Annotated in this window: 27 protein-coding genes and 1 tRNA gene; 18 read left to right on the forward strand and 10 right to left on the reverse strand. The window is 33.7% G+C overall.

Going from position 1 to position 26,681, the window contains the following annotated elements; genetic code table 11:
- Position 1: 1 nt before the first annotated feature.
- Entirely contained in the window at positions 2-1,423 is a 1,422-nt protein-coding gene (locus ACHZAX_RS09345) for a glutamate synthase subunit beta (protein WP_320018895.1), read from the forward strand.
- Between the two features lie 299 nt (positions 1,424-1,722).
- Here the strand turns inward: ACHZAX_RS09345 and ACHZAX_RS09350 are convergent, their stop codons facing one another.
- Positions 1,723-3,165, reverse strand: a complete 1,443-nt coding sequence (locus ACHZAX_RS09350) for a hypothetical protein (RefSeq protein WP_320018896.1) — start codon at positions 3,163-3,165, stop codon at positions 1,723-1,725.
- A gap of 793 nt (positions 3,166-3,958) precedes the next feature.
- Between ACHZAX_RS09350 and ACHZAX_RS09355 the strand changes: the two genes are divergently transcribed.
- Complete coding sequence (locus tag ACHZAX_RS09355; protein WP_320018897.1) at positions 3,959-4,462, forward strand: DUF6155 family protein; 504 nt, start codon at positions 3,959-3,961, stop codon at positions 4,460-4,462.
- Between the two features lie 77 nt (positions 4,463-4,539).
- On the opposite strand, the gene ACHZAX_RS09360 is transcribed toward ACHZAX_RS09355, so the two are convergent.
- From ACHZAX_RS09360 to ACHZAX_RS09395, 8 genes are all read right to left on the reverse strand, one after another.
- Entirely contained in the window at positions 4,540-4,824 is a 285-nt protein-coding gene (locus ACHZAX_RS09360) for a hypothetical protein (RefSeq protein ID WP_320018898.1), read from the reverse strand.
- Between the two features lie 440 nt (positions 4,825-5,264).
- Positions 5,265-6,221: an NAD(P)H-dependent flavin oxidoreductase gene (locus ACHZAX_RS09365; RefSeq protein WP_320018899.1), complete on the reverse strand. Its 957-nt coding sequence runs from the start codon at positions 6,219-6,221 to the stop codon at positions 5,265-5,267.
- A gap of 100 nt (positions 6,222-6,321) precedes the next feature.
- A tRNA-Leu gene (locus ACHZAX_RS09370) sits at positions 6,322-6,403 on the reverse strand.
- A 241-nt stretch (positions 6,404-6,644) separates the two neighbouring features.
- Positions 6,645-7,976, reverse strand: a complete 1,332-nt coding sequence (gene nhaA / locus ACHZAX_RS09375) for a Na+/H+ antiporter NhaA (RefSeq protein ID WP_320018900.1) — start codon at positions 7,974-7,976, stop codon at positions 6,645-6,647.
- A gap of 238 nt (positions 7,977-8,214) precedes the next feature.
- Positions 8,215-8,868 (reverse strand): response regulator transcription factor, encoded by a 654-nt coding sequence (locus ACHZAX_RS09380; protein ID WP_320018901.1) that lies wholly within the window; start codon positions 8,866-8,868, stop codon positions 8,215-8,217.
- Positions 8,869-8,873: 5 nt separating this feature from the next.
- Positions 8,874-10,130 carry a sensor histidine kinase gene (locus ACHZAX_RS09385; RefSeq protein ID WP_320018902.1) on the reverse strand — a complete coding sequence of 419 codons (1,257 nt, stop codon included), beginning with the start codon at positions 10,128-10,130 and terminating at the stop codon, positions 8,874-8,876.
- Positions 10,131-10,515: 385 nt separating this feature from the next.
- The gene (locus ACHZAX_RS09390) at positions 10,516-11,436 is read right to left on the reverse strand and encodes a universal stress protein (RefSeq protein WP_320018903.1); all 921 of its coding nucleotides are present in this window, start codon (positions 11,434-11,436) and stop codon (positions 10,516-10,518) included.
- A 10-nt stretch (positions 11,437-11,446) separates the two neighbouring features.
- A complete protein-coding gene (locus tag ACHZAX_RS09395; protein WP_320018904.1) occupies positions 11,447-12,277 on the reverse strand; it encodes a hypothetical protein in 831 nt (276 codons plus the stop codon).
- Positions 12,278-12,436: 159 nt separating this feature from the next.
- On the opposite strand from ACHZAX_RS09395, the gene ACHZAX_RS09400 reads away from it, so the two are divergent.
- Positions 12,437-12,733 carry a hypothetical protein gene (locus ACHZAX_RS09400; protein WP_320018905.1) on the forward strand — a complete coding sequence of 99 codons (297 nt, stop codon included), beginning with the start codon at positions 12,437-12,439 and terminating at the stop codon, positions 12,731-12,733.
- Between the two features lie 216 nt (positions 12,734-12,949).
- Entirely contained in the window at positions 12,950-13,573 is a 624-nt protein-coding gene (locus tag ACHZAX_RS09405) for a YqaA family protein (RefSeq protein ID WP_101310656.1), read from the forward strand.
- A 91-nt stretch (positions 13,574-13,664) separates the two neighbouring features.
- On the opposite strand, the gene ACHZAX_RS09410 is transcribed toward ACHZAX_RS09405, so the two are convergent.
- On the reverse strand, positions 13,665-14,021 hold the full coding sequence (locus ACHZAX_RS09410) for a hypothetical protein (protein ID WP_320018906.1): 357 nt from the start codon (positions 14,019-14,021) through the stop codon (positions 13,665-13,667).
- A gap of 207 nt (positions 14,022-14,228) precedes the next feature.
- Between ACHZAX_RS09410 and mnmE the strand changes: the two genes are divergently transcribed.
- The 14 genes from mnmE (at position 14,229) to ACHZAX_RS09480 (ending at position 26,676) form a co-directional block, all read left to right on the forward strand.
- Positions 14,229-15,626, forward strand: a complete 1,398-nt coding sequence (mnmE, locus tag ACHZAX_RS09415) for a tRNA uridine-5-carboxymethylaminomethyl(34) synthesis GTPase MnmE (RefSeq protein WP_320018907.1) — start codon at positions 14,229-14,231, stop codon at positions 15,624-15,626.
- 170 nt (positions 15,627-15,796) lie between these two features.
- Positions 15,797-16,927 (forward strand): site-specific integrase, encoded by a 1,131-nt coding sequence (locus ACHZAX_RS09420; protein ID WP_320018908.1) that lies wholly within the window; start codon positions 15,797-15,799, stop codon positions 16,925-16,927.
- Between the two features lie 6 nt (positions 16,928-16,933).
- Positions 16,934-18,085 carry a hypothetical protein gene (locus tag ACHZAX_RS09425; protein ID WP_320018909.1) on the forward strand — a complete coding sequence of 384 codons (1,152 nt, stop codon included), beginning with the start codon at positions 16,934-16,936 and terminating at the stop codon, positions 18,083-18,085.
- A 156-nt stretch (positions 18,086-18,241) separates the two neighbouring features.
- Entirely contained in the window at positions 18,242-18,532 is a 291-nt protein-coding gene (locus tag ACHZAX_RS09430) for a helix-turn-helix domain-containing protein (RefSeq protein WP_320018910.1), read from the forward strand.
- 8 nt (positions 18,533-18,540) lie between these two features.
- A complete protein-coding gene (locus tag ACHZAX_RS09435) occupies positions 18,541-18,873 on the forward strand; it encodes a plasmid mobilization protein (protein WP_320018911.1) in 333 nt (110 codons plus the stop codon).
- Positions 18,873-20,069, forward strand: coding sequence for a relaxase/mobilization nuclease domain-containing protein (locus ACHZAX_RS09440; RefSeq protein ID WP_320018912.1), 1,197 nt, complete (start codon positions 18,873-18,875; stop codon positions 20,067-20,069). The genes ACHZAX_RS09435 and ACHZAX_RS09440 overlap by 1 nt, the downstream gene beginning before the upstream one ends.
- A 62-nt stretch (positions 20,070-20,131) precedes the next feature.
- On the forward strand, positions 20,132-22,801 hold the full coding sequence (locus ACHZAX_RS09445; protein ID WP_320018913.1) for a toprim domain-containing protein: 2,670 nt from the start codon (positions 20,132-20,134) through the stop codon (positions 22,799-22,801).
- Positions 22,789-23,535 carry a ParA family protein gene (locus tag ACHZAX_RS09450; RefSeq protein ID WP_320018914.1) on the forward strand — a complete coding sequence of 249 codons (747 nt, stop codon included), beginning with the start codon at positions 22,789-22,791 and terminating at the stop codon, positions 23,533-23,535. Before ACHZAX_RS09445 ends, ACHZAX_RS09450 begins: the two co-directional genes overlap by 13 nt.
- A 56-nt stretch (positions 23,536-23,591) precedes the next feature.
- On the forward strand, positions 23,592-23,840 hold the full coding sequence (locus tag ACHZAX_RS09455) for a hypothetical protein (RefSeq protein ID WP_320018915.1): 249 nt from the start codon (positions 23,592-23,594) through the stop codon (positions 23,838-23,840).
- A gap of 578 nt (positions 23,841-24,418) precedes the next feature.
- Complete coding sequence (locus tag ACHZAX_RS09460) at positions 24,419-24,658, forward strand: hypothetical protein (protein WP_320018916.1); 240 nt, start codon at positions 24,419-24,421, stop codon at positions 24,656-24,658.
- A gap of 173 nt (positions 24,659-24,831) precedes the next feature.
- Positions 24,832-25,197 carry a helix-turn-helix domain-containing protein gene (locus tag ACHZAX_RS09465; RefSeq protein ID WP_320018917.1) on the forward strand — a complete coding sequence of 122 codons (366 nt, stop codon included), beginning with the start codon at positions 24,832-24,834 and terminating at the stop codon, positions 25,195-25,197.
- A gap of 106 nt (positions 25,198-25,303) precedes the next feature.
- Positions 25,304-25,480: a hypothetical protein gene (locus ACHZAX_RS09470; protein ID WP_320018918.1), complete on the forward strand. Its 177-nt coding sequence runs from the start codon at positions 25,304-25,306 to the stop codon at positions 25,478-25,480.
- A gap of 110 nt (positions 25,481-25,590) precedes the next feature.
- Positions 25,591-26,169, forward strand: a complete 579-nt coding sequence (locus tag ACHZAX_RS09475; protein WP_320018919.1) for a hypothetical protein — start codon at positions 25,591-25,593, stop codon at positions 26,167-26,169.
- A 219-nt stretch (positions 26,170-26,388) separates the two neighbouring features.
- Positions 26,389-26,676: a helix-turn-helix domain-containing protein gene (locus ACHZAX_RS09480; RefSeq protein ID WP_320018920.1), complete on the forward strand. Its 288-nt coding sequence runs from the start codon at positions 26,389-26,391 to the stop codon at positions 26,674-26,676.
- The last annotated feature ends 5 nt before the right edge of the window (positions 26,677-26,681 follow it).

Consider the following 26,681-nt stretch of genomic DNA (forward strand, 5'->3'; position numbering starts at 1 on the left):
TATGGGAAATCCGAAAGGTTTTTTAGAAATAAAAAGAAAAGAAGCCGGCTACCGTCCGGTAAGAGATAGAATTGGGGATTTTGGAGAGGTTGAACAAACATTGAATCTTGATGACAGAATAGATCAAGCAGCCAGATGTATGGATTGCGGTGTTCCTTTCTGTCACTGGGCCTGTCCTACAGCCAGCAAAATTCCCGAATGGCAGGATGCTGTTTACAGAGAAAATTGGGAGGAAGCAAGCCAAATTTTACATTCAACGAACAGCTTTCCCGAATTTACAGGAAGAATTTGTCCGGCTCCATGCGAGAAATCTTGCGTGCTGGCGTTGCAGAAATCGCCTGTAACTATACGCGAAAATGAGGCCGCTGTTATCGAAAAAGCTTTTGAGTACGGCTATATCAAGGCCCGGCCTCCTAAAAAGCGTACAGGTAAAAGAATCGCTGTAATTGGGTCAGGACCAGCAGGATTATCTGTTGCAGATCTGCTAAACAGAGCTGGTCATAATGTGACTGTATTTGAAAAAGATGATGCGATTGGTGGATTGCTTCGTTACGGAATACCTGATTTTAAATTGGATAAAGGCGTTATTGATCGACGTTTGGAACTTTTTGTTGAGGAAGGTATCGAATTTAAAACCAATCAGGATGTAGGTGGAAATGTTTCATTTACTGAATTGGAAGCGGAATATGATGCCATTTGCCTGGCAATTGGTGCAATGAAACCCCGTGATTTGCCAATTAAGGGCCGTGAACTGGAAGGTGTACATTTCGCTATGGATTTTCTTAAGCAACAAAATAAACTGATACGTGGCGACGAATTCACCAAGCAGGAAAGAATATCTGCTAAAGGTAAAAACGTTGTTGTTATTGGAGGTGGCGATACTGGTTCCGATTGTGTTGGGACTTCAATTCGTCAAAAGGCAAAATCTGTTTTGCAGATAGAATTGCTGCCAAAACCACCTGAAGAAAGAAAAGAGACCAATCCTTGGCCTTACTGGCCGGAAACTTTAAGAACTTCCAGTTCTCACCTTGAGGGTTGTGAGAGAAGATGGTCTCTTAGTTCTAAAGAGATTTTAGGTGAAGATGGCAGCGTGAAAAAACTTACTATCACACAAATTGAATGGACTAAGGATGAAAAGGGCCAATTCAAAATGAATGAAGTTCCAGGAACTGAAGAAACCATTGATGCTGATTTAATATTATTAGCCATGGGATTTGTTCATCCTGTGCATGAGGGATTAGTTAATGAATTAGGACTTGAATTGGATAGCAGAGGAAATATTAAAACTGATGCGAAAGGTCAAACATCAAATTCGAAAATCTTCTGCTCAGGCGATGCAACATCCGGTGCAAGCCTGGTTGTTCGTGCATTGGATCATGGACGCAAAACAGCTCACGCAATTCACAAATACTTAGGGACTTAAAAAATGCAATAAGTTACACTAAACATAGGCAGTTAAGTGGTTAGAACCGATAGTTTAATCTCGACAAAGATAGCTGTCGGTTCTTTGTATATAAACAAATAAGGAATGCTCAAAATGAACATTCCTTATCTTGCTCTTAATAAAATCCAATTCACTTCCGCAATTTACAACCACACAAATTACGAATACTTTCCAGATTTTATCATTATTAAAGTTGACTCAACCTTTAAAACAAAATCAACTTAAAATTTTTAGAAGTAGCTGTCTTTAGAAATATAAAGACAGCTAAAATATTTTAATTATGGATTTAAACTGGAATTAGTTTGATCTACTGTTGCACTATTTCCAATACCATACTGCATTACTACACTTGAATGTCCATAACCTGACTGATATACATCAGCAGTATTGCCTGATCCATCCTGCGCAATTCCAGAATAATTGTAATCTCCAACCTGAGTAACTATTGCAAAATTATAGTCTCCGTTGTATTGAAGAACAACAGATTCGTTTAATTCACCATCCTGGAAAACATCAGCAACAGAATTTGTTACATTTTCTTGTAGGATACCTGAATAGTTACCATAACCATATTGCTCTATAATTGCAAGGTTTCCACCGCCACCAAACTGATAAGTTTCGGTATAATTCATTGTTCCATCCTGTAATACTGAAATAGTGTTGTTCTCACCACCAACTTGTTCAGTATATGAATAATTTCCATCGCCAATCTGGTAAACTTCTGCCAAATTTCCTTCGCCGCGAATTTGTTTCATCATTACAGTATTTCCATCGCCTGCCTGCTCTGCGTATGCTTCGTTATCAAAACCTTTTCTTTGAATAGCTGTGGCTTTATTGAAATCACCATTTTGAACCAAACCGGCCCAATTAGATTCTCCCTTAATCTGTTTAATAGAAGCATCATTAGCATAACCAATCTGTGCGATACCTGCATAGTTATCGTCTCCTTTTACCTGTGTAATTTTACCGTAGTTCCAGTCTCCTAACTGACCAACATAAGCACGATTCATAACACCGCCATACTGATTTACTACTGCAGTATTACTATTCTCATATTGTTCAACTTCGATAGAATTGCCTTCGCCACCCATTTGAGTTGTAAATGCCCAATTATCTTCACCTTCTTGTGTAACGTAAGAAGAATTACCAATTCCATTAGCCTGATATACATCGGCTAAATTAAAGGATCCTGTTTGAATAACACCAGCCCAATTACTCTCATTACCATATTGACGTATTCTTGCTTGATTTGCAAAACCATCTTGAATAATGCCGGCAAAATCAAGAGAACCATTAGCCTGATCAACTTTAGCCCAATTAGAATCTCCAAATTGATTTATTAAAGCCTCTGACCATAAATTGTTCACTTGCTCAACATACGAGATGTTAAAATTACCATCTTGAAGTACATTTGCAATATCCCACACACTACTTTGATATACAGAAGAGAAATTCAAGAATCCGTATTGCTCAACGTAAGCTTCTACCCAAACACTATTAATCTGATTAATAAAAGAAGAATTTAAATCGCCTAACTGAGTAGCTGAAGCAATATTTAATTCTCCGGATTGATTTATTTGACTGTAATTCCAAACACCTACCTGATCAACTGTTGCTTCTTGATCTGTTCCAAATTGTTGTATTTCAGAAACATTTTGTTGAGCAAAAGATGCTGCTGCAGTAAAAACTACAGCGACCATAATTAACATTACTTTTTTCATTGTTGAATTTTTTAAGGTTTAAATGAATATTTCGATGAAGTTATCTATTGAATAAATATGGTTGTGGTTTGAAAATATCCAGAACTTCATCAGGTTTATATAGTTTATTCTTTAATCAATTAACACAAAAAATAAATAATTCGTTCTTGCTTCCAATTACACACATTCCAATTAATAGTTGGTATTTTTGCACCTAATAAGTTTTTTACTGACATAGTGGAAATACGATGAATAGCAGTTGCAAAAGAAAAAAAAGAAGGACACGCTGTTTTGTCTCTTTGAATTAGAGATGGCATTATATAATATAAATGAATACCACAATTGACAAGGAATAATATCAAAAAATTATGTACGTGATTCACAGTCTAATTTTAAGGTTAATTAAAAATTGTTAAATAGAAACAGGGGTTTCTTACTGGTATTGGGACAAATCAAAATTTTAAAATCATAAAATCATAATTACATACCTATCTCCTCTCCCTAATCAACAAAATAAATTTACTGAAGTCATATTACATGAACTAAGACTTTTACATGAAATACCATAAAATAACCACAAAAACAACATTAATGAAGATTAAAATATAAAAGGCACTATAATTAGTTTGTTGTTGTTAATTTTAATTAAACAAATAATTACAATTTTAGATATTCATCATAAGCGGAAAATAAAATTCACTAAAACAATTAGTCTGTTTTGGAAAGTAATAAAACTTCTGTACCTCTTATAAAAGGGATAATTTTATTAGTAAATTTGCATCTAAGCAATAGCTTTTAATTTTTAGTAAAATACATGAGTAAAAAAGACTTAAAAGAATACCTGCAGCAACTGAACAAAAAGCAGCTTCAGGAACAAATTACCGATCTTTATTCCAGATTTAAAGATGTTAAGGAGTTTTACGATTTCGCATTTAATCCCCAGGAGAATAAATTGCTGGAAGAATGTAAATTCAAAATTTCGAAAGAATACTTTCCTTTATCGGGCCGTAAAGCGAAAATGAGACGTTCTGTAGCTCAAAAATTCATTCGCCACTTTAAAAAGCTTGGTGTGGAACCAAACTTGATTGCAGATGTAATGCTTTATCAGATTGAAATAGCAATTACGTACACTTCTGAAAAATACATTAAACAGGAAGCCTTTTATAAGAGCATGCTTAAATCGTTTGCCGAAGCGGTTACATACATCAATGAAAATGCGGTTAGAAATGATTTTAACGAGCGGCTAATTCGAATAGCAGATGATGTGACAGAGCAAAATTGGATTGGTTGGCGGGGATTCGAAAAACTTATAAAATGATCTGTTTTAATTTTAAAGAAATAGCTTGCCTACTCTATTAAGGATTTTCGGCAACCTCCTTTCGTTAGAATTTCTGATTAGACGTTCATGCCAATTATGGCTGCTATGCTTGCAGCAACTACAAGTAATACAACAATGCCAATTAAGCTAATAACTAAACCTGCAATGGCCAATCCTTTACCAACTCCAACTTTATTAGCTTTACTTAATCCGAGAGCACTAAAAATAAGCCCTAACAGCCAAGTAACCCATCCAACAAAAGGAATCCAACCAAAAAGTACGGTAATAAGAGCCAAAACGAAACCCGCAGTTGCCATTCCGTTGCTTTTCTTCTCGACTATTTGAATAACTTGTTCACTCATTATTATTTTGTTTTTTACTACCTACTTCTATTTTAAGGTTAATTCGGCTTATTCCACCTTTAGTTTTATTATTGAAGCAATAATAATTGCACTCATATAATTATTACATAATAAAAGTAGTATTTCATATGATTATAATTTGTTTTCATTTGCCATATAGCCTGTCCCGAACTGGTTTCGGGAGAACTTACCATATAATCATCTCCCTGTGTGTAGAAAGCTTTATACATGGACGTTTCATATGATTATAATTGTATGTTTTTGCCATATGGAACTTACCATGCTGAGATAATCATCCCCCTGTGTGTCAAAACACCTTTGTCATGGACGTTTCATATTGATTAATTAAAACAATATGGTAATAATAATTATTATTACCGATATTATTTGAATAAAGCGGCTGTGCACTAGGTAATTCTTTACTTGCAACCATAAAAAGTTTAATTCTCAGATTGAATTAAGTCAGATAAAACATCTTTGACAGAGCGAATATTTTTAACACTTTCAATGCTTGGGCCTGCGCACCATACATTCTGATAACTTGCTTTAAATGCAGATTTTTTTACTTTACTCATTCCTTGCCAGGCAAGAATCAACTTTGCATATTTTTTAAGAATGGAACTATTATTAAATAACCACTCCCAAAAGTTTGCTTTGGTCCCAATTTTCTTCACATATGCTGTGTTGATTACTGTGAGTGCTGAGCCGGTTAATTTTGTTGATTTTACAATATCTTTTGAGCCGTATTGAATCATTGCCTGCTTGTACTCCTTAGAGACATCAGATTCGTGAGTGGCAATAAAAATAGTTCCAACAGAAACACCGGATGCCCCCCACTCCATCATTTGTTTCACATCCGAATTATTACGAATTCCGCCCGCAGATACAATTGGTAAGTTTGTAGACTGAAATAATTGAGAAATTAATTCTTTTGCCGGTAAATGACCGCAGTGTCCGCCAGCCTGCGAGTTGACAGCAATAATTGCATCCGCGCCCAATTGCTCTACTTTTTGAGCGTATTCCACATCCGTAACATCACAAAAAACTTTAATCCCTAAAGGTTTACACGATGCAATAACATCTTTAGGATTCCCCAGAGAGGTAATTATAAAATCTACTTTAAGATCAAGCAAAGTTTTTAATTGAGACTTATATTTAAGATTGGATTTATTCACAATTAGATTAAAACCAAATGGTTTTGATGTCGCCCTCCTGATTTCCAATATGGCCTCGTGCAATTCCTTTTCTGTTCGGTAATTAAGAGCAGGAATTGCTGCTGTACAACCACAGCTCAGAGCTGCAACAACCATTTTGGTGTTGGATATTAAAAACATAGGAGCCAGCAGTATTGAATGTTCAATTCCCAGAAGTTGACTTAAAGTGCATCGTTGCTTCATAATAAAATAATTGGTTTGAAGAAGATACAAAGAAAATCCAGAATTGAATATTTAGATTTGGAGCCAAAAAAAGACCGACACTTTCGTATCGATCTTTTTGTGCGGATGAAGGGACTCGAACCCCCACGCCTCTCGGCACTAGATCCTAAGTCTAGCGCGGCTACCAATTACGCCACATCCGCGTTTCATTTGATTGCGATGCAAAGATGGGGATTTTTTCTTATCCTCCAAATCTTTTTGCAAGAAAAAAATCACTGCACCTCTTTATTAATAGGCATTACAGGACTAAACGTTCTGAATTCCAAGTTTATCGGATCCTAAAAAAAAATAAACTTTTTATGAATAATTCGTTGACAAAATAAAAAGAGAAGGCTGAAACATACGCTTCGGCCTTCAAAGAATTAACTAAACTATGAAAAACATTTATTTTGTTGATTGATTACCGAATAATTTTAAAATGAAAAAACCTATCAAACCCGACATAATTGAAGCTATTAACACAGCAATTTTTGCCTGATTTAAAATTAACGAATCAGAAAAGGCAAGTTGCGAGACAAAGAAGGACATGGTAAAACCAATTCCTCCCAAAAAACCAATTCCAATAATTTGTGACCAACATATTTTTTGAGGTTTCTGAGCAATGCTCATTCTTACGCCTAAATAAGAAAACAGAAAAATGCCCAGTGGTTTCCCTATAAACAGACCTAAAATTATACCAAGGGAGATTGGATCAAAAGCTTTGCTCATTAAATCGCCATTTACAATTACACCTGCATTGGAAAAAGCAAATAAGGGAACTATTAAATAGGCTACCCAAGGATGAAATAAATGTTCTAACCTCTGCAATGGCGATATTACCTCAACACAATTAGCTGTTATGGCAGTAATTGAGGCTTGTATATTTTTCTCCTTTGACTTTTTATCTTTAGTAAGAGTAGTTCCCAATTGTTTTAATAGTATGGTATTGGATCGAATGAATTCGAAAACATTTCGGTTCGCCCTGGCGGGTATTGTGAAGGCTAATAAAATACCTGCAAGTGTTGCATGTACGCCCGATTTTAACAAAGCAAACCAAAGCAAAACACCAAGAAATAAAAAAACAGGAATATTTCTGATTTTTAATAAATTGAGACACCATAAAACAGCATATATACCACCGCCGTAAAGAAGATAAACCCAATCTATTTCACTGGTATAATAAAGAGCAATTACAATTACAGCACCTATATCATCAACAATTGCAATTGAGGTTAACAAAAGTTTGAGTGAAGTCGGTATTCTTTTGCCCAGAAGAAGTAATATTCCTAAGGCGAAGGCAATATCTGTTGCCATTGGGATTCCCCAGCCATGTGTTCCTGATCCTGTTTGATTTAAACCAAAATATATTAATGCAGGCACCAACATACCTCCAATAGCTGCAAAAATTGGCAAACTTGCCTTTTTAACTGATGACAGACCTCCTGTAAGCAATTCCCTTTTTATTTCTAATCCAACTACGAAGAAGAAAACTGCCATTAAGCCGTCATTAATCCAGTGTAAAAGAGTCTTATTTAACTCCCAATCACCAAAATTAATACCGAAATATTGTTTCCAGTAAGATAAAAAGGATTCTCCAAATGCGGAATTGGTTAAGCCAATGGCTAGAATGGTAAAAAACATCAATACAATTCCTCCAAATGATTCCAGCCTTACAAATTCAACCAGAGGATTCTTATTTTTATCAAATATTCTTTTTTCCTTCAAAAATTGTATCATCATTTATTTTTTATTCTCACTCAGCATCAATCCTTACACTACAAATAATAATTAATTAAACACCAAGCATTTATTTGGTTTAATATCCTGCGAAAATAAGCCTGAAAAGAGAATTGAACAATAGGGAAATCCCTACTTCGGAATAAGAGTGGTAATTAAACAAGACACGTGGATTTATGCCGATGTTCATTATCTGCATAAATATTTATTGAAACATGTACATTTGCGGAAAAACAGATTAGAAATTCACAATTTGATGTTTAAAGCTAAAAATCACCAAATTTACAGTATTTAAAACACCTGTCTTTTGAAAAAGGCTGCTCTTATGTTTCTCCACTGTTTTAGGACTAATAAAGATTTTTTCTGCAATTTCTTTATTCCCAAATCCTTTACAAATTAATTCAAGGATTTCTTTCTCCCGATCGGTAAATTCCGGCAATTCCATTTGTTGAACTTTGCGGCTGCGAAGGATATTTAATTTGTCAGAAAGTAATGCGACAATTTCTGCTGAGAAATAATTTCCTCCTGAATATACTTTCAAAATTGCTTTTTCGAACTCCTCAATATCTGCATTCTTCAACATATAAGCTTCCACACCTGCCATTAACATTTGTTCCAGGTAATCATCATCCAGAAAGGTAGTAAGTGCTATGATTTTAAGATCCGGATATTTTTCGAGAGCTCTTTTACTTGCTTCTACACCATCAACATGAGGCATATTTATATCCATGAAAATAATATCAGGAATATTATCCTCAAGTACCTTTAATAATTCTAAACCATTTGAGGCTTCGCAAATTACATCAACATATGGAAAACTCTGCAGCAAAAGACGAAACCCATCTCTAAATATCTTATGGTCGTCGACCAAAATAACTTTAATTGTTTCCATATAATTTACTTATCAATTCCTAATTTAATTGTGATTGCGAATCCATTCCCCGGGGTAGTATCAATTAAAGAATCACCTCCTATGGATTCAATCCGGTCAATTATATTTAACAAACCCATGCCGTTCTTCTCATGCAATGATAACTTTCTGCTGTCAAAACCCGAACCATTATCCTGATAATGAAGAATAACTTTGGTATTCCCTTTTAGAGTAATGAAGGCTTCTGTTGCATTTGCATGTTTTATGGTGTTATTGATTAACTCACTAATAATACGATAAATAATCACTTCGGTACTCTTATTCATTTCTCCAATAAAATTCTTCGATTCCAGATGGAGTTTAACATTTCCGATACTGTTGACTCGTGCACACAGTCTATCCAATGATTCAACAAGACCATAACGGTTTAAAATTGATGGATTCAGATTATTAATTACTTCAGAAACAGTTTGCAAGGCCTGATTTGATAACAAGGTAATTTGATTTAGTTGACCATGTATCTTCGGATCATCCTTAAATTTTTTCTCCAAAATCTTACTGTAGAGACCCACACTCGATAACATGGCACCTAAACCATCATGAAGATCCATCGCTATTCTCCTACGCTCACTCTGCTCCACTTTCATTGTGTTGTGAAGAAGTACGCGGTTGGTTCTAATCAGTGAATCCATTAATCGAACAATTAAAACCAAACTAATAATCAGTATCGTAAATATGCTGGTAAGAAGAATAAACAGCTCACGTTTTAAACGATAATTATTTTCGCTGATAAAGGCGTGCAAAGTTTTGCCATATTCATCAAACCTTAGCATAAATTCGAGGTATACTCCGGCCAAATTAGAATCGACACTATTCACATCCTTGTTTATCTTAGTGCGTACAATTTCTTTAATCTGATGAATTAAAAGTCTTAGTTCGGAAAGTTGATACAGAAAATGATTTTCCTTATCTAATTTGATTTTTTTAGTCTTCGAAATTATTTGTTCGATATCTGATATATATTTATCGGCTCTATCAAAACGTTCAAAAACAGAACTGTTTGTAATGGTTTTATTACCACTTAAAAGTTCATCCATTTTAATTCTCCCATTGAAAACTTCAATTTCTACTTTCTCCGAGAATTCAACCAGTCGGATATGCTGAGAATCGAGCACAGCACTATTGCTAAAGGTGTAGATGATTCCTCCAAAAGCAAATAAACTAAAGAGTAATAAAACAAATATTACTTTTTGTTTAATGAACAGACTCTTTTTTATTTTCATGTGAGTATAATTTGTTTTCATTTGCCATATGAAACTCCCAAATTACACTCATCATCCTGCATGTAACACTATTGTATAGGGGCGTTTCATTCCAAAAACGTTTTAGGTACCATTCTGCAAAGTGTAACAAATTTACAAATAATCTGCAAAGCTTTTACTTTCGAGGTTTTGTTGACTGAGTTTTGCCAAATAGAATTTCAAAAATTACAATCCATACCAACGAAAACATCATACACCAACTGTTTTTAATTCTTATTGCGACTATTCTAAAACTATTTATTTATAATTGTTAAATCAAATAGGGAAAGCCTGCACACCCTAACTATTTGATTTTATTATCTATGATTTATTAACTCCTCCAAATTTAAGGGCTGTTACTCAGGTGTTAATTGCTCACTTTATACTTAATTGGACTGTAGTTGCCAGCCCCCAGTAAATTGGCAAAGAAACAATTCTGATCAATCCCCAGACACAATACAGGAACCGATGAACTATGCAAAAAACCGGTAACCAATTTTGCTCCTTGCCCACCACTAAAAATCATTTCCTGATGCCCTTGAACCATAACCAGATCGGCCGATTGTTTTTTTGCTCCCAATAGAAGTGCATTCAATCTGGTTTCTTCCTCTCTCTCTACAATAGTTACTTTGCAGTTCACTCCTGCCCTTACTATGAGTTCTTTCATGATATGAGCCTTTTTAAAGGCAAGGCTTCGTTCCAATTTAATTTTAACCTGCAAGGCAGTGAGTAAATGAATTCTCGCATTTAGTAAGTTTCCCATAAAAATAGACCATTCCAGTAAATCTCCTGATCTCCTTGAAACATCTACAGGTACTAAAATGTCTCTAATACCTCTATTCGTCCATCGGCTTTCCACCGCTAAAACAGGACAAATTGAATCATCAATAAGTCTATCAGCACTGTGTTTCTTAAATTTATCGATTAAGGCATTGCTCTTTTTAGTTTTATTAATAATTATCAGGTCAAAGTTTTCATCTCTTGCTATTTCTGCTGTTTTTAAAATATGCGATCCAATTTCCACCCTTAATTCTATATTTTCAGGTATTCTGCCTTTAAAATGAATTTTTACAAATCGAACCAAACGAACCATGGCTCTTGCCTGCAAACTCCTAACTATATCCGATTGAACAACATTCCCAAATCGTGAACCAGATGAAACGACATGAAGTAATGTAATTTTAGCAGATAATATTCTTCTAAAAAACAATGCTTGTTTAAAGGCATTTTCTCCATCTCCAGCTAAGCTTACCGGCACAAGTATCTTGTTTATTTTCAGTACTTTCATGGTAATTTATTTAGTGATGGCCAATAATTATCCCTTTACTTCTTACCAACCACAAATCCAGGCAGGATTTTAAGCTTCTGGTAAACTTTCTATATCGATTCTGATCAAAAATCATGATCCTTTGCCCTTTCTCTGCTGCAAAATCATTAAATTCTTCCTGACCATTGCCTTTTCCCGCCTCCAAAAATAACAAACGGGCATTCCTGCAATTATCTCTGTAGATTATTTTCTGTTTTTCAGTTGACTCTCGTGATTGTTCTGAGGAATTAAGGCATACCCGAAAGAAAGATTTGCCCTCTGCGGTAATATTACTGAGAGCTTCAAGAACCTGCTGAGAAGGATTATTTGTATCGGATAATACAAAACCATCTGATCTAAATCCAATTCCTTTCCATCCAGACAGGATGTACAGCGAATGTCCAACCTTATCAATAATTTCAAGAATTCTTGGATTCTCAGATAATTGGTATCCATCTTCGCCCGAAGCCATTACTACCTGCCAATTTTTGCCGGCATATAAGTTACTTGTGAAAAATGCAGTTAAATCTCCTTCAAAAGGAAATAGGTGAATTTGAGAATCTGAAAGAGTGTAACTCGACAAAAGCTTTCTTTTTAGTGTTTCCAATTCATTTTCTGCGTTTTTCTGTAGAATAGGAGAAAGATCTCTGACCATGGAAAACCCAAAATTTGGTCTGTGCCAAGTCTGAACTATACCTATTTCTGAATGTGTTCTATAAAGATATTTCATCGCAAATTGTATTGCGTCCCAATTCCCATCAGAAAAATCTGCAAGAATTAAAATATTCTCTCTGGTTCGGCATGTTTCACTCACTAATTGCATGTTTCTAATTTTTATAACAAAAGTATAGATGATGGCAATGATGTGAAACAGGGCTGTTCCTACTTCGTGTAGGGGAATACCCTACTTTTAAATGCATAAAAAGAAACAGTACTGCTTTGCGCTGGATTTTTTATACATTTGCGCAACTAATATAGAATCATGAAAAATCTATCGGTTTTACTGATATTCTTATCGTTGCTATTGCTTGTGATACCGATCATACAACAAATGATTAAGGTAAATCAAGAAAATAAACCTGCGCTGGCAACCGATTTGATAAGCGAAACAGATGTGTCTTCTTCGGAATATGATGATACTGACATAGAAGATCTGGATGTGTATTTCGACAGCAAAACAGAGTTCTATTTGCATGATAAAGACAGTTCTAAGAATTCAAATACAACAATAAGTAATCCTAGTAGACGAGAACTGGAATCTCCGCCTCCCAAAGCCTAAGTATTCTTTTCTTTAGTAAATCTCTGCAATTACAAATTTGCTTCAAAAAAGATTTAACCATCGATATTGAGCTGATTTGTAAAAACACGCATCACTAATTACATTCATGTTTCATAGTTTATCTATCCAACAGGTACAAATATGTAATCAGATTCAAAATAATTCCCAGAGATGCTTTTCAAAATTCAATTTCCTGATTAAACAGATTAATACTTAATGAAAACAAATATTGTGCGAAAAAATCGCAAACCAAAAATTCAACTTCTGCATCAATATTACTCATATACAGGCTTCTACCAATTTGTTGGGGCAATTCTAAAGAAGGTTGCTGTTCCTTTTGCTGTGCTTGTTGGTCTCATTCTTTTTCTGGAATATTATGTACTTGATTTTCATAGTTTGTTTCATGAAACCACAAAAGATTATTCACCAATCAGTGTTTTTATGATCTTTTTTACTTCAGAATCCATATTAGGCTTAATTCCCCCCGAACTATTTATTGCCTGGGTAAAAACTCTGCCCGATCCAATGCTTCAGCTTTCTTTACTGGCTCTACTCTCTTATCTGGGAGGTTGCGTATCCTATTTTATTGGGAAAACGATACTTAGCATTCCTTCTGTTAAAAAGACAGTAGAAAACAAGATGAAAAAACACATTACAAACCTAAAAAAATGGGGCGGCTTACTTATTGTTGTAGGAGCACTGCTGCCATTGCCATTTTCTATGGTGAGTATGGCATCGGGGATTATCAATTTTAGCTTTAAAAGATATCTATTGTTTGGATTGTTCCGTTTTTTGCGATTTTATCTGTTCGCCCTGGCTATTTTCAACATTATGAATTAAAGAGTGTTACAAAAGCCAAAGCATTTCAACAAAATAAAAAAGATCGGCGCACGAGCATCGATCTTTTTTATGCAAATCACTGAGATAAATTCTATTGCAACTCAATAAATTCCATTACAAAAACACCAAAACAATCATGATCATCGTAACTATGACCTACTATCTGATTATTAGCGTTTAAAATTCCTTCCCAGGTATCCAGATGATATTCAAACTGACTTTCAACATCAAGCAATTCAACTTTTGTTCCTGTCACTTTAAAATTAACACCGTCAAACCGACCTTCAACCTCCTGCTGAACTCTGAATGGAGTTTCATCATCAATTCTTTCGGTATAAACCACCACTCCTGTTATTGAATCACCTTCCTGAGTAAATTCTGCAAAGCCTTCGTCCTTGCCAAAGCCAAAATCTTCGTTAAATGTCCAACGACCACTTAGTGATATCATATTCTTAGTTGATTTAATTCTGTTTTATATTTTAAGCTCAAAGGTAAAAGATAAAGGTGAAAGGAAAAAAGCGTAAAGGAAAAAGAGGAAAACAAGCAGTAATAGTAAAGAATTAGGTCGCCACAGCATTCATAATTCACAATTCATCATTTATAATTCGTAATTCTCTTCTATCTTTGTAGTTCATTATTTACAATTGGAACAACTATGATTGATCAATCTACTATATGTGCAATTTCAACAGCTCCTGGTAACGGCGCCATTGCAATTGTGCGCCTTTCGGGAGCTGATGCTCTTACAATCTGCGATAAAGTATTTACAGCTGCAAGCAAAAAGCTCATTGCTGATCAAAAAGCAAACACCGTTCATTTTGGAACAATTCAGGATGGCGAAGAAATTATCGACGAAGTTTTAGTGAGTGTTTTTAAAGCTCCTCACTCCTACACAGGTGAAAACAGCATTGAAATTGCTTGCCACGGTGCTCCTTTTATTCAATATCGAATTCTTCAGGTTCTGCTAAAAAATGGAGCCCGCAGCGCCAATCCAGGTGAATACACACAACGTGCCTTTTTAAACGGCAAAATGGATCTTTCACAAGCCGAAGCTGTCGCCGATTTAATCGCATCGAGTTCGGCTGCAACTCATAAAGTGGCATTGCAGCAAATGCGCGGTGGTTTTTCGAACGAAATTGCCAACTTACGCGGACGATTATTGAATTTTATATCGCTGATTGAATTGGAACTCGATTTTGGCGAAGAAGATGTAGAATTTGCCGATCGCACTCAACTGACCAATTTGGTGAACGAAATACAAAGTCTGATTCAGAAACTGGTCAACTCTTTTGAGTTGGGAAATGTGATTAAAAACGGTGTTCCCGTTGCTATTGTGGGAAACACAAATGTGGGTAAATCGACACTGCTGAATGCTCTTTTAAACGAAGATCGTGCTATTGTTTCGGATATTGCAGGAACAACACGTGATGTAATTGAAGACACCATTAACCTTGGTGGAATAACTTTCCGCTTTATCGATACGGCAGGAATTCGAACCACTCTTGACCGAATTGAAAGTATGGGTATTGAACGTACCTACAGCAAAATGAAACAGGCTCAAATCGTTCTTTTACTGATTGATGCCGACCGGGATATGGAAAACATAAATGATTCTATCTCGAAAGTAAATCAGACCATAGACCGCGAGACTCAACACTTAGTGGTTTGCATTAATAAAATTGATTTAATTCCTGATCCTCAGGGGCTGGCAAAACGATTAACCGGACTGGACGTAGAAGACAAAATCATTTTTATTTCGGCCAAACAAAAGCAAAACATCGACTCCTTAACCAACGAACTGCTGAAAACAGTAAACATGGGTGCTGTTAATGAACAGGATGTAATTGTAACCAACATCCGCCATTTTGAAGCCCTTAAAAATGCATTGGGAAGCATCGACAGAGTTAATAACGGTCTGGAAGTAAATATCCCTACAGACTTTTTAGCTCAGGACATTCGCGAATGTCTTCACTTCCTTGGCGAAATAACCGGAGACATTTCAACTGATGAAGTTTTGGGAAATATCTTTAAGAACTTCTGCATCGGGAAGTAAATAGGTAGAGCATCATCCTAACAACATAGTTATATCATCAGTAATACTGGTGTTCACAGAGGTAATCCTAAGATGATAGGGTTACCTTTTTTGCGTTTGTTATACTTATTTGCTACTTTTATTTTACACTTTACAACTAAAGAATTATTAGAAATGTAAAAAATGTAAAAATGAAAGTAATCTTAAAAAGACGTAAAATCAAGAATGATACTCAAGAGAGTTTATATTTAGAATTCTATAAAGGATATAAAAGACTACCTAATGGAAAATTAAAGCACTTTAGAGAATTTGAAACTCTAAATCTGATCCTTCATTCCACACCAAAAACACCGGCGCAGAAACAAGAAAATAAAGATAACCTTGAGTTGGCTGAGAAAATTAGGATTAAACATGTAAATGAGTTTAACTCTGGCAAACATGGTTTTCGGAATGATGACAAGTTAAAATTTAATTTCCTTGAGTATTTTAAGAAATTAACCGAAGATCGTTTCAACTCAAAAAACAACTATGGGAACTGGGATAGTGTATATAAACATTTACAAACTTACTGCTCACCAAATACTAAATTCTCTGATATAGACGAGGACTTTGTTCGAGGATTTAAAAACTATCTTCAAAATACAGCTTTAACCAAAAGTAATATAGGTTTAGCTCAAAATACACAAAGTTCCTATTTCAATAAGTTTAGAGCTTCCTTAAATCAAGCACAAAAAGATAAAATATTATTAGACAACCCAATTACTGCCGTAAAATCTATAAAGGCTGAAAATCCCCCAAGAGAATATCTCACTTTTGATGAAGTGAAACGGTTATCTAAAACGGAATGTAAATACCCTGTTTTAAAGAGAGCTTTTATTTTCTCATGCTTGACTGGTTTAAGATGGTCCGACATTCAAAAGATGACCTGGAGTGAAGTTCGTGATTCTGAAGGAGAATTAAGATTAATATTTCAACAGAAAAAAACTCATGATATCGAATATCTTGACATTTCGCAACAAGCTAGAGACTTGATGGGGAATCGCAGAGAATCTAACGAAAGAGTGTTTGAGGGACTTCGATACAGTGTCACTTATAACTCTGCCCTATTGCGCTGGTGTCATGCGACAGGAATTTACAAACACATAACATTCCATTGTGCCAGACACACCAATGCAGTTCTACTTTTAGAAATGGGTGCCGATATTTACACTGTATCAAAACGCCTTGGCCATCGAGAACTAAAAACCACCGAAATATATGCCAAGATTGTTGATAAGAAAATGAAAGAGGCTGCTAATATTATTCCTGACCTTAATATTTAAATATTTATGAAACTTAGATTTTTAAAAGAATTTAAATTCCCTAATAAAAAGCAGACTTTAAATTTCGATCATGATAATTTTAGGTATAAAATTTTTAATGCTGACACAGATTCTGATTTCATCAATGCAATATACACACGTGTAATAAATTCATTATCAGAGGAAGTTTTTCAAATTAATTTAGCATCTCTTTATGACGAAACAATGATTTTCCAAAATAGGAACAAAATTAGTGAAGAGATTTATCAGCAAGTACTTTCATTTCAAAATGAATTCATTACAAATTGTAAAAACAAGATAAATTCTAAGCTATTGAGTGAATACCTGAAGAATTTTAATTATTACTTGGATTGTGATGCTGTAATTTCCTATTATCAAAAAAGTATTACTGAACAGTTTTTTGGATTATTGATACATATTGAAATGATTATTTATAGAGATAAAATAGAGAACTCTAAAGAATTGAAATTGATAAATGACTATTCTAAATATGTTCGAGATAATTTAAATAAAATAATCCAAGACTATATTGAATCAATAGCTTATAACGGTCGGTTTTATTTCAGCACAATCCATTTTTATGAAAAAATGAAAATACTAAGAATTAATGAGCTTAATCAAAAGGAAGGTTTGACCGAAGAAGAATTTTTGAAAATCCATAAAGAAGAAACTGAATCTTTACATTTTCAAAAAAGTCTAATGAAGTCTGAATTTCCAAAAATATTAAAAGAAAATCTTTTTGACTTGGAGATTAAATACAAAAAAATAGCTCAGAACTTAAAAGAAAACACGAAGCTTATAAATCAATGTCATGATTCGCTTGTATCCTTAGGATTAATAAAACGAAATAGAAATCAATTTTACAATTTTATCAGAAACAGAAGTGGACGTATCAATTGGCTTAAGAACAAAAATGAACTACTATTTTTCGTACATATCATTAATGAAACTTTAAATATTACAGAAATTAAAGATATATACATATGGATGTGTGATCATTTTACTTTTAAAGGACAGGAAATAAAGCATAATCCAAATCTAGGAAATGAGTACTATAAGTATCAAAAAAACCCTCCTAAAAAAAATAGACAAAAATTAATTCTTAAAATAGTAAAAGAATTAGATAATTTAAAATGGAATTATAAAACAATACAGTAAACCTCTGAATATCTATTTTATATATGAAAAACAACCCCACACTAAAAGCAGTGTGGGGTTGTTTGCTTTAAAGTAATTAGGGAACATTGCAATGAGAGAAACGATACTAGTATGGTACCATACTGTTGTTTGATATTAATCAAAAAAGAGACTATCATGAGCAATGAAAAACTAGATCAAATAGAAGTAAAGTTAGATAGACTAGCTAAAATACTTTTATTTCAGAAAGCTATTTTGAACTTTGATGAAGCTGTAACCTATACAGGATATTCAAAAAGTTATCTATATCGTATTATTAATAAAATAAAACATTCTAAGCCATCTGGAAAGATGATATTTTTTGCCCGAAAGGATTTAGATGATTTCTTATTGAGTAACAAGATTAAATCTCAACAAGAATTAGATGACCAGGCTAATAATTACATGATGAATAAACCTAGAAAATAATTCAGATCATGGCTAGACCAAGAGTCGCAGAATCGAAAAAACTTCTATTCCAGACCAACATCCGCTTATCTAAATCTGAGCGTGAATTTGCCGAAGAGGAAGCAGCTAAAATTCCATGTTCAGTTGCAAATTGGATTCGAAGATCAGCATTCTCCAAAGGAAGAATAAGTGTAAGATATAGCGGTCTTGATAGAAATACATATCGCAATTTATCAGCGATTGGCAGCAACCTCAATCAATTAACAAAACGCATTAACAACAGCCATTACCCAAAAATATTCAATGAATTACTAGAATTAAAAAAACTACTGGTTGAAATTCATAAACAAATTTTGAAGTAATGATAGCCAAACAAATCGTTGGGACTTCGTTTCGTGGTGTCCTCAACTATAACGAGCAAAAAATCAAAGAAGGCTATGGGGAATTAATCGGTACAAATATGCTTGGAACTGATCCCAAAACTCTCGCCAAAGAATTCGATTTAATTAGCGTATTGAAACCAAATGTTTCAAAGACTGTTTACCATACTTCTTTAAGCATAGCTCCAGATGAACATCTCAGCAATGAGCAATTTCAAGAACTTGGGGAGAAATATCTTGATAAAATGGGATTTGGTAATTCTCAGTATCTAATTTATCGACATACTGATCAAGAGCATCCTCACATTCATTTATTGGCGAATCGGATTGACATGAATGGCGATGTAGTTTCTGACAAATGGAATTACAAACGCTCAGAAAAAGTAGTTCGTGAGTTAGAGAAGGAATTTGGTTTGAAAGAAGTGATTTCATCTGATAAAGTAGAAGATAAAGCTTTATCAAAGGGTCAGATTGAGAATTACAAACGTACCGGTCAGATCCCTGTAAGAACACAGCTTCAGATTATTACCAAAGAAGTATTGGCTTATGCTTGTTCATTGTCAGATTTTGAGTCTAAGATAAATCAAGCTGGAGCGAAAGTGTTGTTTCACAAAAACAAACAAGGGAAAATATTCGGAGCTAGCTTCGAATTAGATGGTGTAAAATTTAAAGCTTCACAATTGGGTAAAGCTTATTCCTGGAATAAAATTAAAAATCAATTAAGCTATGAACGAGATCAAAGAATTGGCCCAAAAGAAAGTCAGGGAAAGAACTCAAATATTGGATCAACAAATAGAACGCTTGCAGAATACGAACAAGAAAAATATTCAAGAGCTAACCGAGGCATTATTTCCAATAACGAGCAATGTGAAAGAGTTAGTGATTCAAATCAAGGAGGAGTCAAAAGTAGTTCACGATCAACAGGTGATTTACCAGAGAATTCTTCGTTTAGCAGAGCAAAAGATGAGTCAGTTGGAGAACACGGCACAAGAGATGAAAAATTCAATTCGATACATGAAGGTGAAAATATATCTGGCATCGATACTAGCAGGGAGTCTGACAGGAGCTCTCATATATCTAGTTCTATTTTTATACATCAAAATTCAATAGGAGAAGATGAAGAAGATGAATTCGAAAAGAATCGTAAAAAACGAAAGAGAATAGGAATAAGTAGATAAAAAAAAGGTGGAATTGCACTTCCACCCAATTTTCAATAATGCTTTAATAAACATCGTTTTACATGAACAAAAATAATAAATTTTATAGTTCTGACCTAATAGAACGAATAAAAAACAACACAGAACTACAATTAAATATTATTCAACAGTTTATACCTCAAGCTAAACCAAACAAAAAATTTAAACTTCACGATGAGAAAACTCCATCTAGTATCTTAAAACTTCATGAGGGAAAATATTGGATAAAAAACTTTGGCGGTTCAGACAAAGCTAAAGATTGTTTCAATATTGCACAGGAAGCTTTGGGATGTGACATGCCTGAATTACTGAGATATTTAAAAAATAATTTTTTGATAGAATCAACTTCAATATCTGAGTCTTCTCAAATGATTAGAACTGCATTTGAAAAACAGATATATGCCATTAAATGTAATTCTACACCTGAAGTTACCAAGTATTTAGAAAAGCGAGGTATTGATACTGAGAGTTTGCCAAAAAACGCATTCTATCAAAATAATAATATTAACGGAAACGCTGATGCACTTGTATTTTTCGACAAAGACGAAAAACTAATTAACAAAAGATTTTTAAATGTTTTGGACGGACAGAGATATTGCAATAAAGGGTGTTTGGACGGTGCAATATATGACATTTGTTTTAAGGCTGATTCAGAACAGATTTTTATTGTTGAAGGAGTTATCAATTCTTTGTCTTTAGCAGATACTGAATCGAGCATTGCCATATTTAGCAGCTCAAATAATATTACAGCGGATCATCTAAGGAATTACATTACAAATAAGCATGTTGTTCTTGCTTTAGATAACGATAAAGCCGGTAATGAGGCAGCAGAAAAAATATATGATTCTATTATGGAATCAAATATTGAGATACAATCAATTAAGCGTTGTGTATTCCCTGTTAACAAGGATTGCAATGACTTATTACAAGAGAATCAATTGACAGCTTTTTTGTCTGAGAAGAAGAATTATAAGCAGTTATTTCCTGAGTTTATTCCTAATTCCGAAAATAAGAATGAAGACATAGAGGAGTTTAACTTTTTCAAGAGAAATAGCTGTTATTACGTCGAGGATCAATACAAAGGTAAAGTTCGTGAAAGAAGGATTTCAAATTTCATAATGACAATCTTTTATTTTTTACCTGATGGATCGGATGATGCAAATCGAATCTTCTTTCTTCAAAACAGATCGGGTAAATCTAAATTACTAACAATATCATCCAAAAATCTCAATGTTAAGAGCTTTAAGTCAAGTATTGCATCGGTTGGAGGATTTTCTTTTTTAGGTACTCAAAACGAGCTGGATATTATTTTAGAGTCATTGAGAGAAAGAGAAGATACAGCTCATAATGTAGGAGTTTTAGGATACCAACCAGAATTTAACCTGTATGCATTTAGTAATGGAGTAATTCACAATGGAAGTTTTCGAAAAGTGGATAGATTTGGTGTAGTAAAAGCAAATGGAAAGTGTCTCTACATACCTGCTTTTAGTGTAATTAATAAATATTCTCCTTGGTTTGATAAGGAACGAAAATTCAATTTTTCACCCGGTAAGATAAAATTTAAGGAATGGTCCAATCTGTTTTATAAAGCATACCAAGATAAAGCTGCAGTAGGAATATGCTTTTTAATTGGTGCTTTGTTCCGGGATATCATATTCAAAGAAATTGGATTTTTTCCATTTGTATTTCTGTTTGGTGGTTATGGTGTAGGAAAAACCTCATTTTCAGAAATACTTTTGAACTTGTTTGGAGCAGATAACAAAGGCTTGTCCTTAGAAGCTGGATCAACCTCTAAATCGGTAGCAAGGAGTGCTGATCAGCAAAGAAATGCTCTCTTGTATCTCAAAGAGCTGGATAGTAAGATTGAATCCAAAATTGTTGGTTTTTTAAAGACTGCTTATGATGGAATTGGGTATTCTCGTGCTCAGACAACCCAAGATAATAAAACTCACGATACTCAGGTTAATTCTGCAATCATGTTAGATGGCAACTATTTACCAATCATGTCTTCAGCATTATTTAGTAGAATGATAATCCTAAATTTTGCGAGTCATCTATTTTCAGATGAAGAAACAAAAGCTTTCCAGACACTTAAAAAGGAAGGAAAATCCGGATTCGGTAATGTAATACTTGAAATATTAAAACAAAGATCTGATTTTTTAAAGGAGTTTAAGGAGCAATTTGATATTGTCTATCATGAACTGAAATATCAAAATCACTCGACTGCAAATTATTCTGAAAGGAATGTGAAGCATGTGACATTATTACTTGCGATATACAAAGTAATAAGTTCTAAATTAGAGTTTCCAATGAGTTATAATGAACTGTATGAATGTTTACTTGAAAATGCAAGGGAGCAAAATGAATCAATTCAAAAAATTAGTGAGGTAAACCAGTTTTGGAATGCAATTGAATTCTTAAAGTCTGATTTGAAGATAAATAAGCAACATTATCGAATCGTTAAACTTGACGAGAAGAGTTTATTAGGCATTCGTTTTAGTTTAATTTATCCTTTGTATAAAAGGTTTTGTTTGTCTCAAAACCAATCAGAATTGGACTTTAACACATTGCTAGCCCTGCTAAAAGATCAAAAGTCATTTGTAAAAACTTGGCAGAAAGGCAGAATCGATTCTCATACGATTAAAGATTTTGGGAGTGCATATTTATTTGAATTTGAACAATTACCCTTAGAAAAAGAATTATGGCTAAAATAATTTCAATGATTAATCAGAAAGGTGGTGTCGGAAAGACCACGTCAATATGTTCATTTTCAGTAGCTTTAAGTCTTAAGGGAAAGAGCGTATTGCTTGTAGACCTAGATCCGCAGGCTAATCTATCTCAATCATTAGGGATAGATGGTTCCGAAAATAATATATATCTAGCTTTAAAAGGAGCATCTGAAATCTCACCAATAAAGGTGATAAATAATTTATATATCGTCCCATCTAGCATGGACTTGAATGCGTTAGAACACGAAATGAATAATGAACCTGGCCGGGAATTTCTGCTTAAAGAACTGTTAGAGCCTGTAAAGGATCAATATGACTTCATTCTAATTGACTGTTCCCCTTCCATCGGTTTAATTGCTTTAAATGCCCTTTCTGCTTGCGATACGTTCATAATACCTGTCCTTCCCCACCATTTAAGTATTCAGGGCTTAAGTGGATTAGCAGATGTTGCTAAAAAAATCAAATCCAGAATTAATCCCAAACTAAAGCTCGAAGGAGTGCTTATTACCCAGTTTAGCCATCGTAAGGTCTTGCATCGTGATGTGCAGATAGCTTTGAAAAATCACTTTAAGGGAAGGTTATATGACTCTACCATTAGAGAAAACATTTCACTGGCAGAAGCCCCCTCAACAGGTATGGATATTTTTCGATATGCCCCCAATAGCAATGGTGCTGAAGATTATTTAAAACTGTGTGAGGAATTTTTAAGCAAACAATAGTGATTGTTAGCTACTTGATACCATAAGAACCATAATCAACATTAAAACCATAAGTTATGGCAAAAAAGAATTTTAAATCTGGAATTGATGGATTACTCCAACCAAGTATTCCGGAAAAAAAAGCTGATAAAGAAAAAATAATATCAGTTAAGGCAACTTATTATTATAATTCCGAACAGTTGAATAAAATTAAAGCAATTGCCTTTTACGATAGAAAACCCATTGGGAGGGTTATTGCAGAAGCGCTGGAGACATATATTCAATCTTACGAGGATTTGAGCAAGGCACAAAAATTAAAGCGTTAGAATAGTTTAAAATAAGAAGAAAGAATCTACTGAGATGTGGATTCTTTTTTTGTCTTTAGAATAAAATCTATACGAAAAATATGAATTTTCAATGTAAACCTGTAAACCTATATTATTTTATTATTGTTATTTCTTGATATTTAGTTATTTAGGTGTTACTATTTAGGTTTACATTGGGTTTACACTGGTTTACATGATTTCTTAACAAGAAGATATTAAGAAGCTTAAGGTTTACATTGTTTTTTCTTTATCAGATTCTTTTGGTCTGAAACTTTGTAAAATTATATTTTATTTTTTAAAAGTTTATCAATTCCACCTGAAACATTATGAAAGATAAGTTGTTTCAATTATTTTTATTTTTCATATAAATTCTGACTATTAATCATGGAGAGGAATCAAATTATAAATATGGATATGGATGATGTTTCAGGTGACTTCTCTGGAGCAAATAATAATGCTTTAAAAAGGAATCCAAACACGCAATATCCACAATCTAAAATTATTTTTTTTCAGAAAGCTAAAACCGATAAAAGGAGCAATTTAGGTTTTTCATTTATTATCAGATTTGTCAAAAATTGATGTTTCTATTTTGCATGCTCCTTTTAAAAAAGAATCCATTATTTTATACTGAAATACGAATTTACACTGAGAAGAATCTGGGATTTGATACTGTAAGAAAATTAATCTTTTTATCTGATTTGATTGATGATTCTGCAGAAGGGAAAGTACAAGAGAACTTCAAAGAACGGTCACTTCTGTTTGCCTCCTATTCGTTTCCTGATTGGAGATTAGTACTTGAATTCTTTTCAGCTATGTAATAATAGAAAATGAACATGCTAACGAAATTTTGGAAGTAGCAAGCCATGTTTTAGCTACGGAAAACCCTAGCACAACACTTGATTTTTACTACACATGCGTTTGAAAAAATGGAAAACACTCGGTACAGCTCGTAAAGTGACAGAAGGTAAATTTTATACTAAAAGAATTGGTAATGGTAGAAGTATCTGCAATAAAAAATGATGAGCAACTAGATGAAGCTCTCAGAGAAATAGATAATCTGATTGATTGCAACGAAGGTAGTCTGGAGGAAGAGAAGTTATATATTCTTTCTCTCATAGTGGCCGATTATGAAGAACGATTTCATCCTATCGGAATGCCACATCCGATTAAAGCGATTGAATTAAGAATGGAAGAGCAACACTTGAAGTTAACAGATTTAATAAAGCTGATTGGAGAAGAATTTCCAATAACAACCGTACTGTATAGAAAACAGAAATTAGATCTGCCTTTAATCAGAAAATTGAGTGTGATTCTAAATATACCCATTGAGATTTTAGTTCAGGAATATGACTTGTAAATGCATGTGAATGCGATTAAGAAAATACATTATGATATTAAAAGAATTAATAAATAAGCACAATTGGACCGAAATCGAATCCCTCTTTTGTGATTTCTAACCCAAAATGAAAGACAGTCTTCCAGGATACAAAAAGGTGTTTGAAAAGTTAAAAGTGACACTCCCAACAAATAGTACTTTTGAAATAATCCTTGAGATTTTCGAAGAAGATGGAGAAACAGAAGTACATGTTAACGCTAAATATACAGCACTTGTTGATGGAATTTGGTTTGAGCAATATTGATGATGAAGACTAATTTTTACAAATATATGGTAATACCATAATTGCCATCCCTCCCACCTTCACCATAATTTATGGTATTTGACCTTAACCTAATTACTAAAAACACACCAATGATTGAATTATCAAATGAAATGTATGTGACTAAAGATATTTATAGAGCTTTAGTTGACTATGGAAATTTACTTGTGGTTGATCTACTTCGTAAAGCGATTAACCTGGAAGAAAAGGAAGATGAAGATGGGGTGAAATATTATACGATTCGAGAAGAGTTTGAAACACTTGCTTTTCAGGATGGCCAATCAGAAAATCATTATTTTGAAGAGCTAAGCCTATTAACAACTACCTATTTAAAAGATCTGAAAGATTCAGATAAAACAGCTCTCTGCTTTTGTTTGATTAATGAGGAGAAATATTACAATAAATTGCTTGATTCTGTAAATGAAGAAGAGGCTGACACCATGGTGCAGTTTGATCAAAAAATTGGAAGAGAAATGGCTAGACTTTTGTATCAAAAAGATAAAAAGGAACTGATGAATTGGTGCGAGGAATTCCTGATGGATTTGATTTCAATTTTTTCGACTGAATTCGATTTTTCATTAATTGATGAGAGTTTAAAGTATGATTTGGAGTACAAACTTAATGAATATAAAAAACGAGATTTTATGAGTTTTCCTGTTAATCGGTTATAACTTCTTGGTTCAGGAATCAAAAATATAAGAGTCAAACTTCCAAGTTTGGCTCTTATGTTTTTTATGGTACTTATTGTTCTTATGGTGTTTATGGCATCGTTACTTTTTTACTGTCATTAAAACATTACTGGATCTAAATTTATGTTCTGTTTTTAATGTGTAATTACTGTATTATTTTATAAATTAGCCAGAAATTGACAAGTCACAAATTAAATAATCATGTTTTTAGGAATACGAATCAAAGAACTCAGAGAAGAGAAAGAATTGCTTCAACGGCAATTAGCTGCAAGCTTAGAGATTGATACTCCTATGTACAGCAAGATTGAACGAGGCGAAAGAAAAGCAAAACGTGAACAAGTGATTAAATTAGCAGAACTATTTGAAGTAAACTCCGAAGAACTTCTTGCCCTTTGGCTTGCTGGTCAAGTTTTCGAATTAGTAAAAGAGGAAGAAACAGCTACAAAAGCGTTAAAAATAATTGAGCAAATACTTACCGCCAAACAATAATTACC

The sequence above is a fragment of the Labilibaculum manganireducens genome (assembly GCF_963665805.2).
GTDB lineage: Bacteria > Bacteroidota > Bacteroidia > Bacteroidales > Marinifilaceae > Labilibaculum > Labilibaculum manganireducens.

Excerpts from the sequence above, each read along its gene's own strand:
- ACHZAX_RS09440 (WP_320018912.1), top strand. The coding sequence starts at position 18,873 with ATGATAGCCAAACAAATCGTTGGGACTTCGTTTCGTGGTGTCCTCAAC.
- ACHZAX_RS09425 (WP_320018909.1), top strand. The coding sequence starts at position 16,934 with ATGAAACTTAGATTTTTAAAAGAATTTAAATTCCCTAATAAAAAGCAG.
- ACHZAX_RS09390 (WP_320018903.1), bottom strand. The coding sequence starts at position 11,436 with ATGAAAGTACTGAAAATAAACAAGATACTTGTGCCGGTAAGCTTAGCT.
- ACHZAX_RS09360 (WP_320018898.1), bottom strand. The coding sequence starts at position 4,824 with ATGAGTGAACAAGTTATTCAAATAGTCGAGAAGAAAAGCAACGGAATG.
- ACHZAX_RS09480 (WP_320018920.1), top strand. The coding sequence starts at position 26,389 with ATGTTTTTAGGAATACGAATCAAAGAACTCAGAGAAGAGAAAGAATTG.
- ACHZAX_RS09400 (WP_320018905.1), top strand. The coding sequence starts at position 12,437 with ATGAAAAATCTATCGGTTTTACTGATATTCTTATCGTTGCTATTGCTT.
- ACHZAX_RS09345 (WP_320018895.1), top strand. The coding sequence starts at position 2 with ATGGGAAATCCGAAAGGTTTTTTAGAAATAAAAAGAAAAGAAGCCGGC.
- ACHZAX_RS09435 (WP_320018911.1), top strand. The coding sequence starts at position 18,541 with ATGGCTAGACCAAGAGTCGCAGAATCGAAAAAACTTCTATTCCAGACC.
- ACHZAX_RS09470 (WP_320018918.1), top strand. The coding sequence starts at position 25,304 with ATGAAAGACAGTCTTCCAGGATACAAAAAGGTGTTTGAAAAGTTAAAA.
- ACHZAX_RS09465 (WP_320018917.1), top strand. The coding sequence starts at position 24,832 with ATGGTAGAAGTATCTGCAATAAAAAATGATGAGCAACTAGATGAAGCT.
- ACHZAX_RS09365 (WP_320018899.1), bottom strand. The coding sequence starts at position 6,221 with ATGAAGCAACGATGCACTTTAAGTCAACTTCTGGGAATTGAACATTCA.
- ACHZAX_RS09350 (WP_320018896.1), bottom strand. The coding sequence starts at position 3,165 with ATGAAAAAAGTAATGTTAATTATGGTCGCTGTAGTTTTTACTGCAGCA.
- ACHZAX_RS09475 (WP_320018919.1), top strand. The coding sequence starts at position 25,591 with ATGATTGAATTATCAAATGAAATGTATGTGACTAAAGATATTTATAGA.
- ACHZAX_RS09385 (WP_320018902.1), bottom strand. The coding sequence starts at position 10,130 with ATGAAAATAAAAAAGAGTCTGTTCATTAAACAAAAAGTAATATTTGTT.
- ACHZAX_RS09405 (WP_101310656.1), top strand. The coding sequence starts at position 12,950 with ATGAAAACAAATATTGTGCGAAAAAATCGCAAACCAAAAATTCAACTT.
- nhaA (WP_320018900.1), bottom strand. The coding sequence starts at position 7,976 with ATGATACAATTTTTGAAGGAAAAAAGAATATTTGATAAAAATAAGAAT.
- ACHZAX_RS09455 (WP_320018915.1), top strand. The coding sequence starts at position 23,592 with ATGGCAAAAAAGAATTTTAAATCTGGAATTGATGGATTACTCCAACCA.
- ACHZAX_RS09450 (WP_320018914.1), top strand. The coding sequence starts at position 22,789 with ATGGCTAAAATAATTTCAATGATTAATCAGAAAGGTGGTGTCGGAAAG.
- ACHZAX_RS09420 (WP_320018908.1), top strand. The coding sequence starts at position 15,797 with ATGAAAGTAATCTTAAAAAGACGTAAAATCAAGAATGATACTCAAGAG.
- ACHZAX_RS09395 (WP_320018904.1), bottom strand. The coding sequence starts at position 12,277 with ATGCAATTAGTGAGTGAAACATGCCGAACCAGAGAGAATATTTTAATT.
- ACHZAX_RS09380 (WP_320018901.1), bottom strand. The coding sequence starts at position 8,868 with ATGGAAACAATTAAAGTTATTTTGGTCGACGACCATAAGATATTTAGA.
- ACHZAX_RS09460 (WP_320018916.1), top strand. The coding sequence starts at position 24,419 with ATGTTTCTATTTTGCATGCTCCTTTTAAAAAAGAATCCATTATTTTAT.
- ACHZAX_RS09410 (WP_320018906.1), bottom strand. The coding sequence starts at position 14,021 with ATGATATCACTAAGTGGTCGTTGGACATTTAACGAAGATTTTGGCTTT.
- ACHZAX_RS09355 (WP_320018897.1), top strand. The coding sequence starts at position 3,959 with ATGAGTAAAAAAGACTTAAAAGAATACCTGCAGCAACTGAACAAAAAG.
- ACHZAX_RS09430 (WP_320018910.1), top strand. The coding sequence starts at position 18,242 with ATGAGCAATGAAAAACTAGATCAAATAGAAGTAAAGTTAGATAGACTA.
- ACHZAX_RS09445 (WP_320018913.1), top strand. The coding sequence starts at position 20,132 with ATGAACAAAAATAATAAATTTTATAGTTCTGACCTAATAGAACGAATA.
- mnmE (WP_320018907.1), top strand. The coding sequence starts at position 14,229 with ATGATTGATCAATCTACTATATGTGCAATTTCAACAGCTCCTGGTAAC.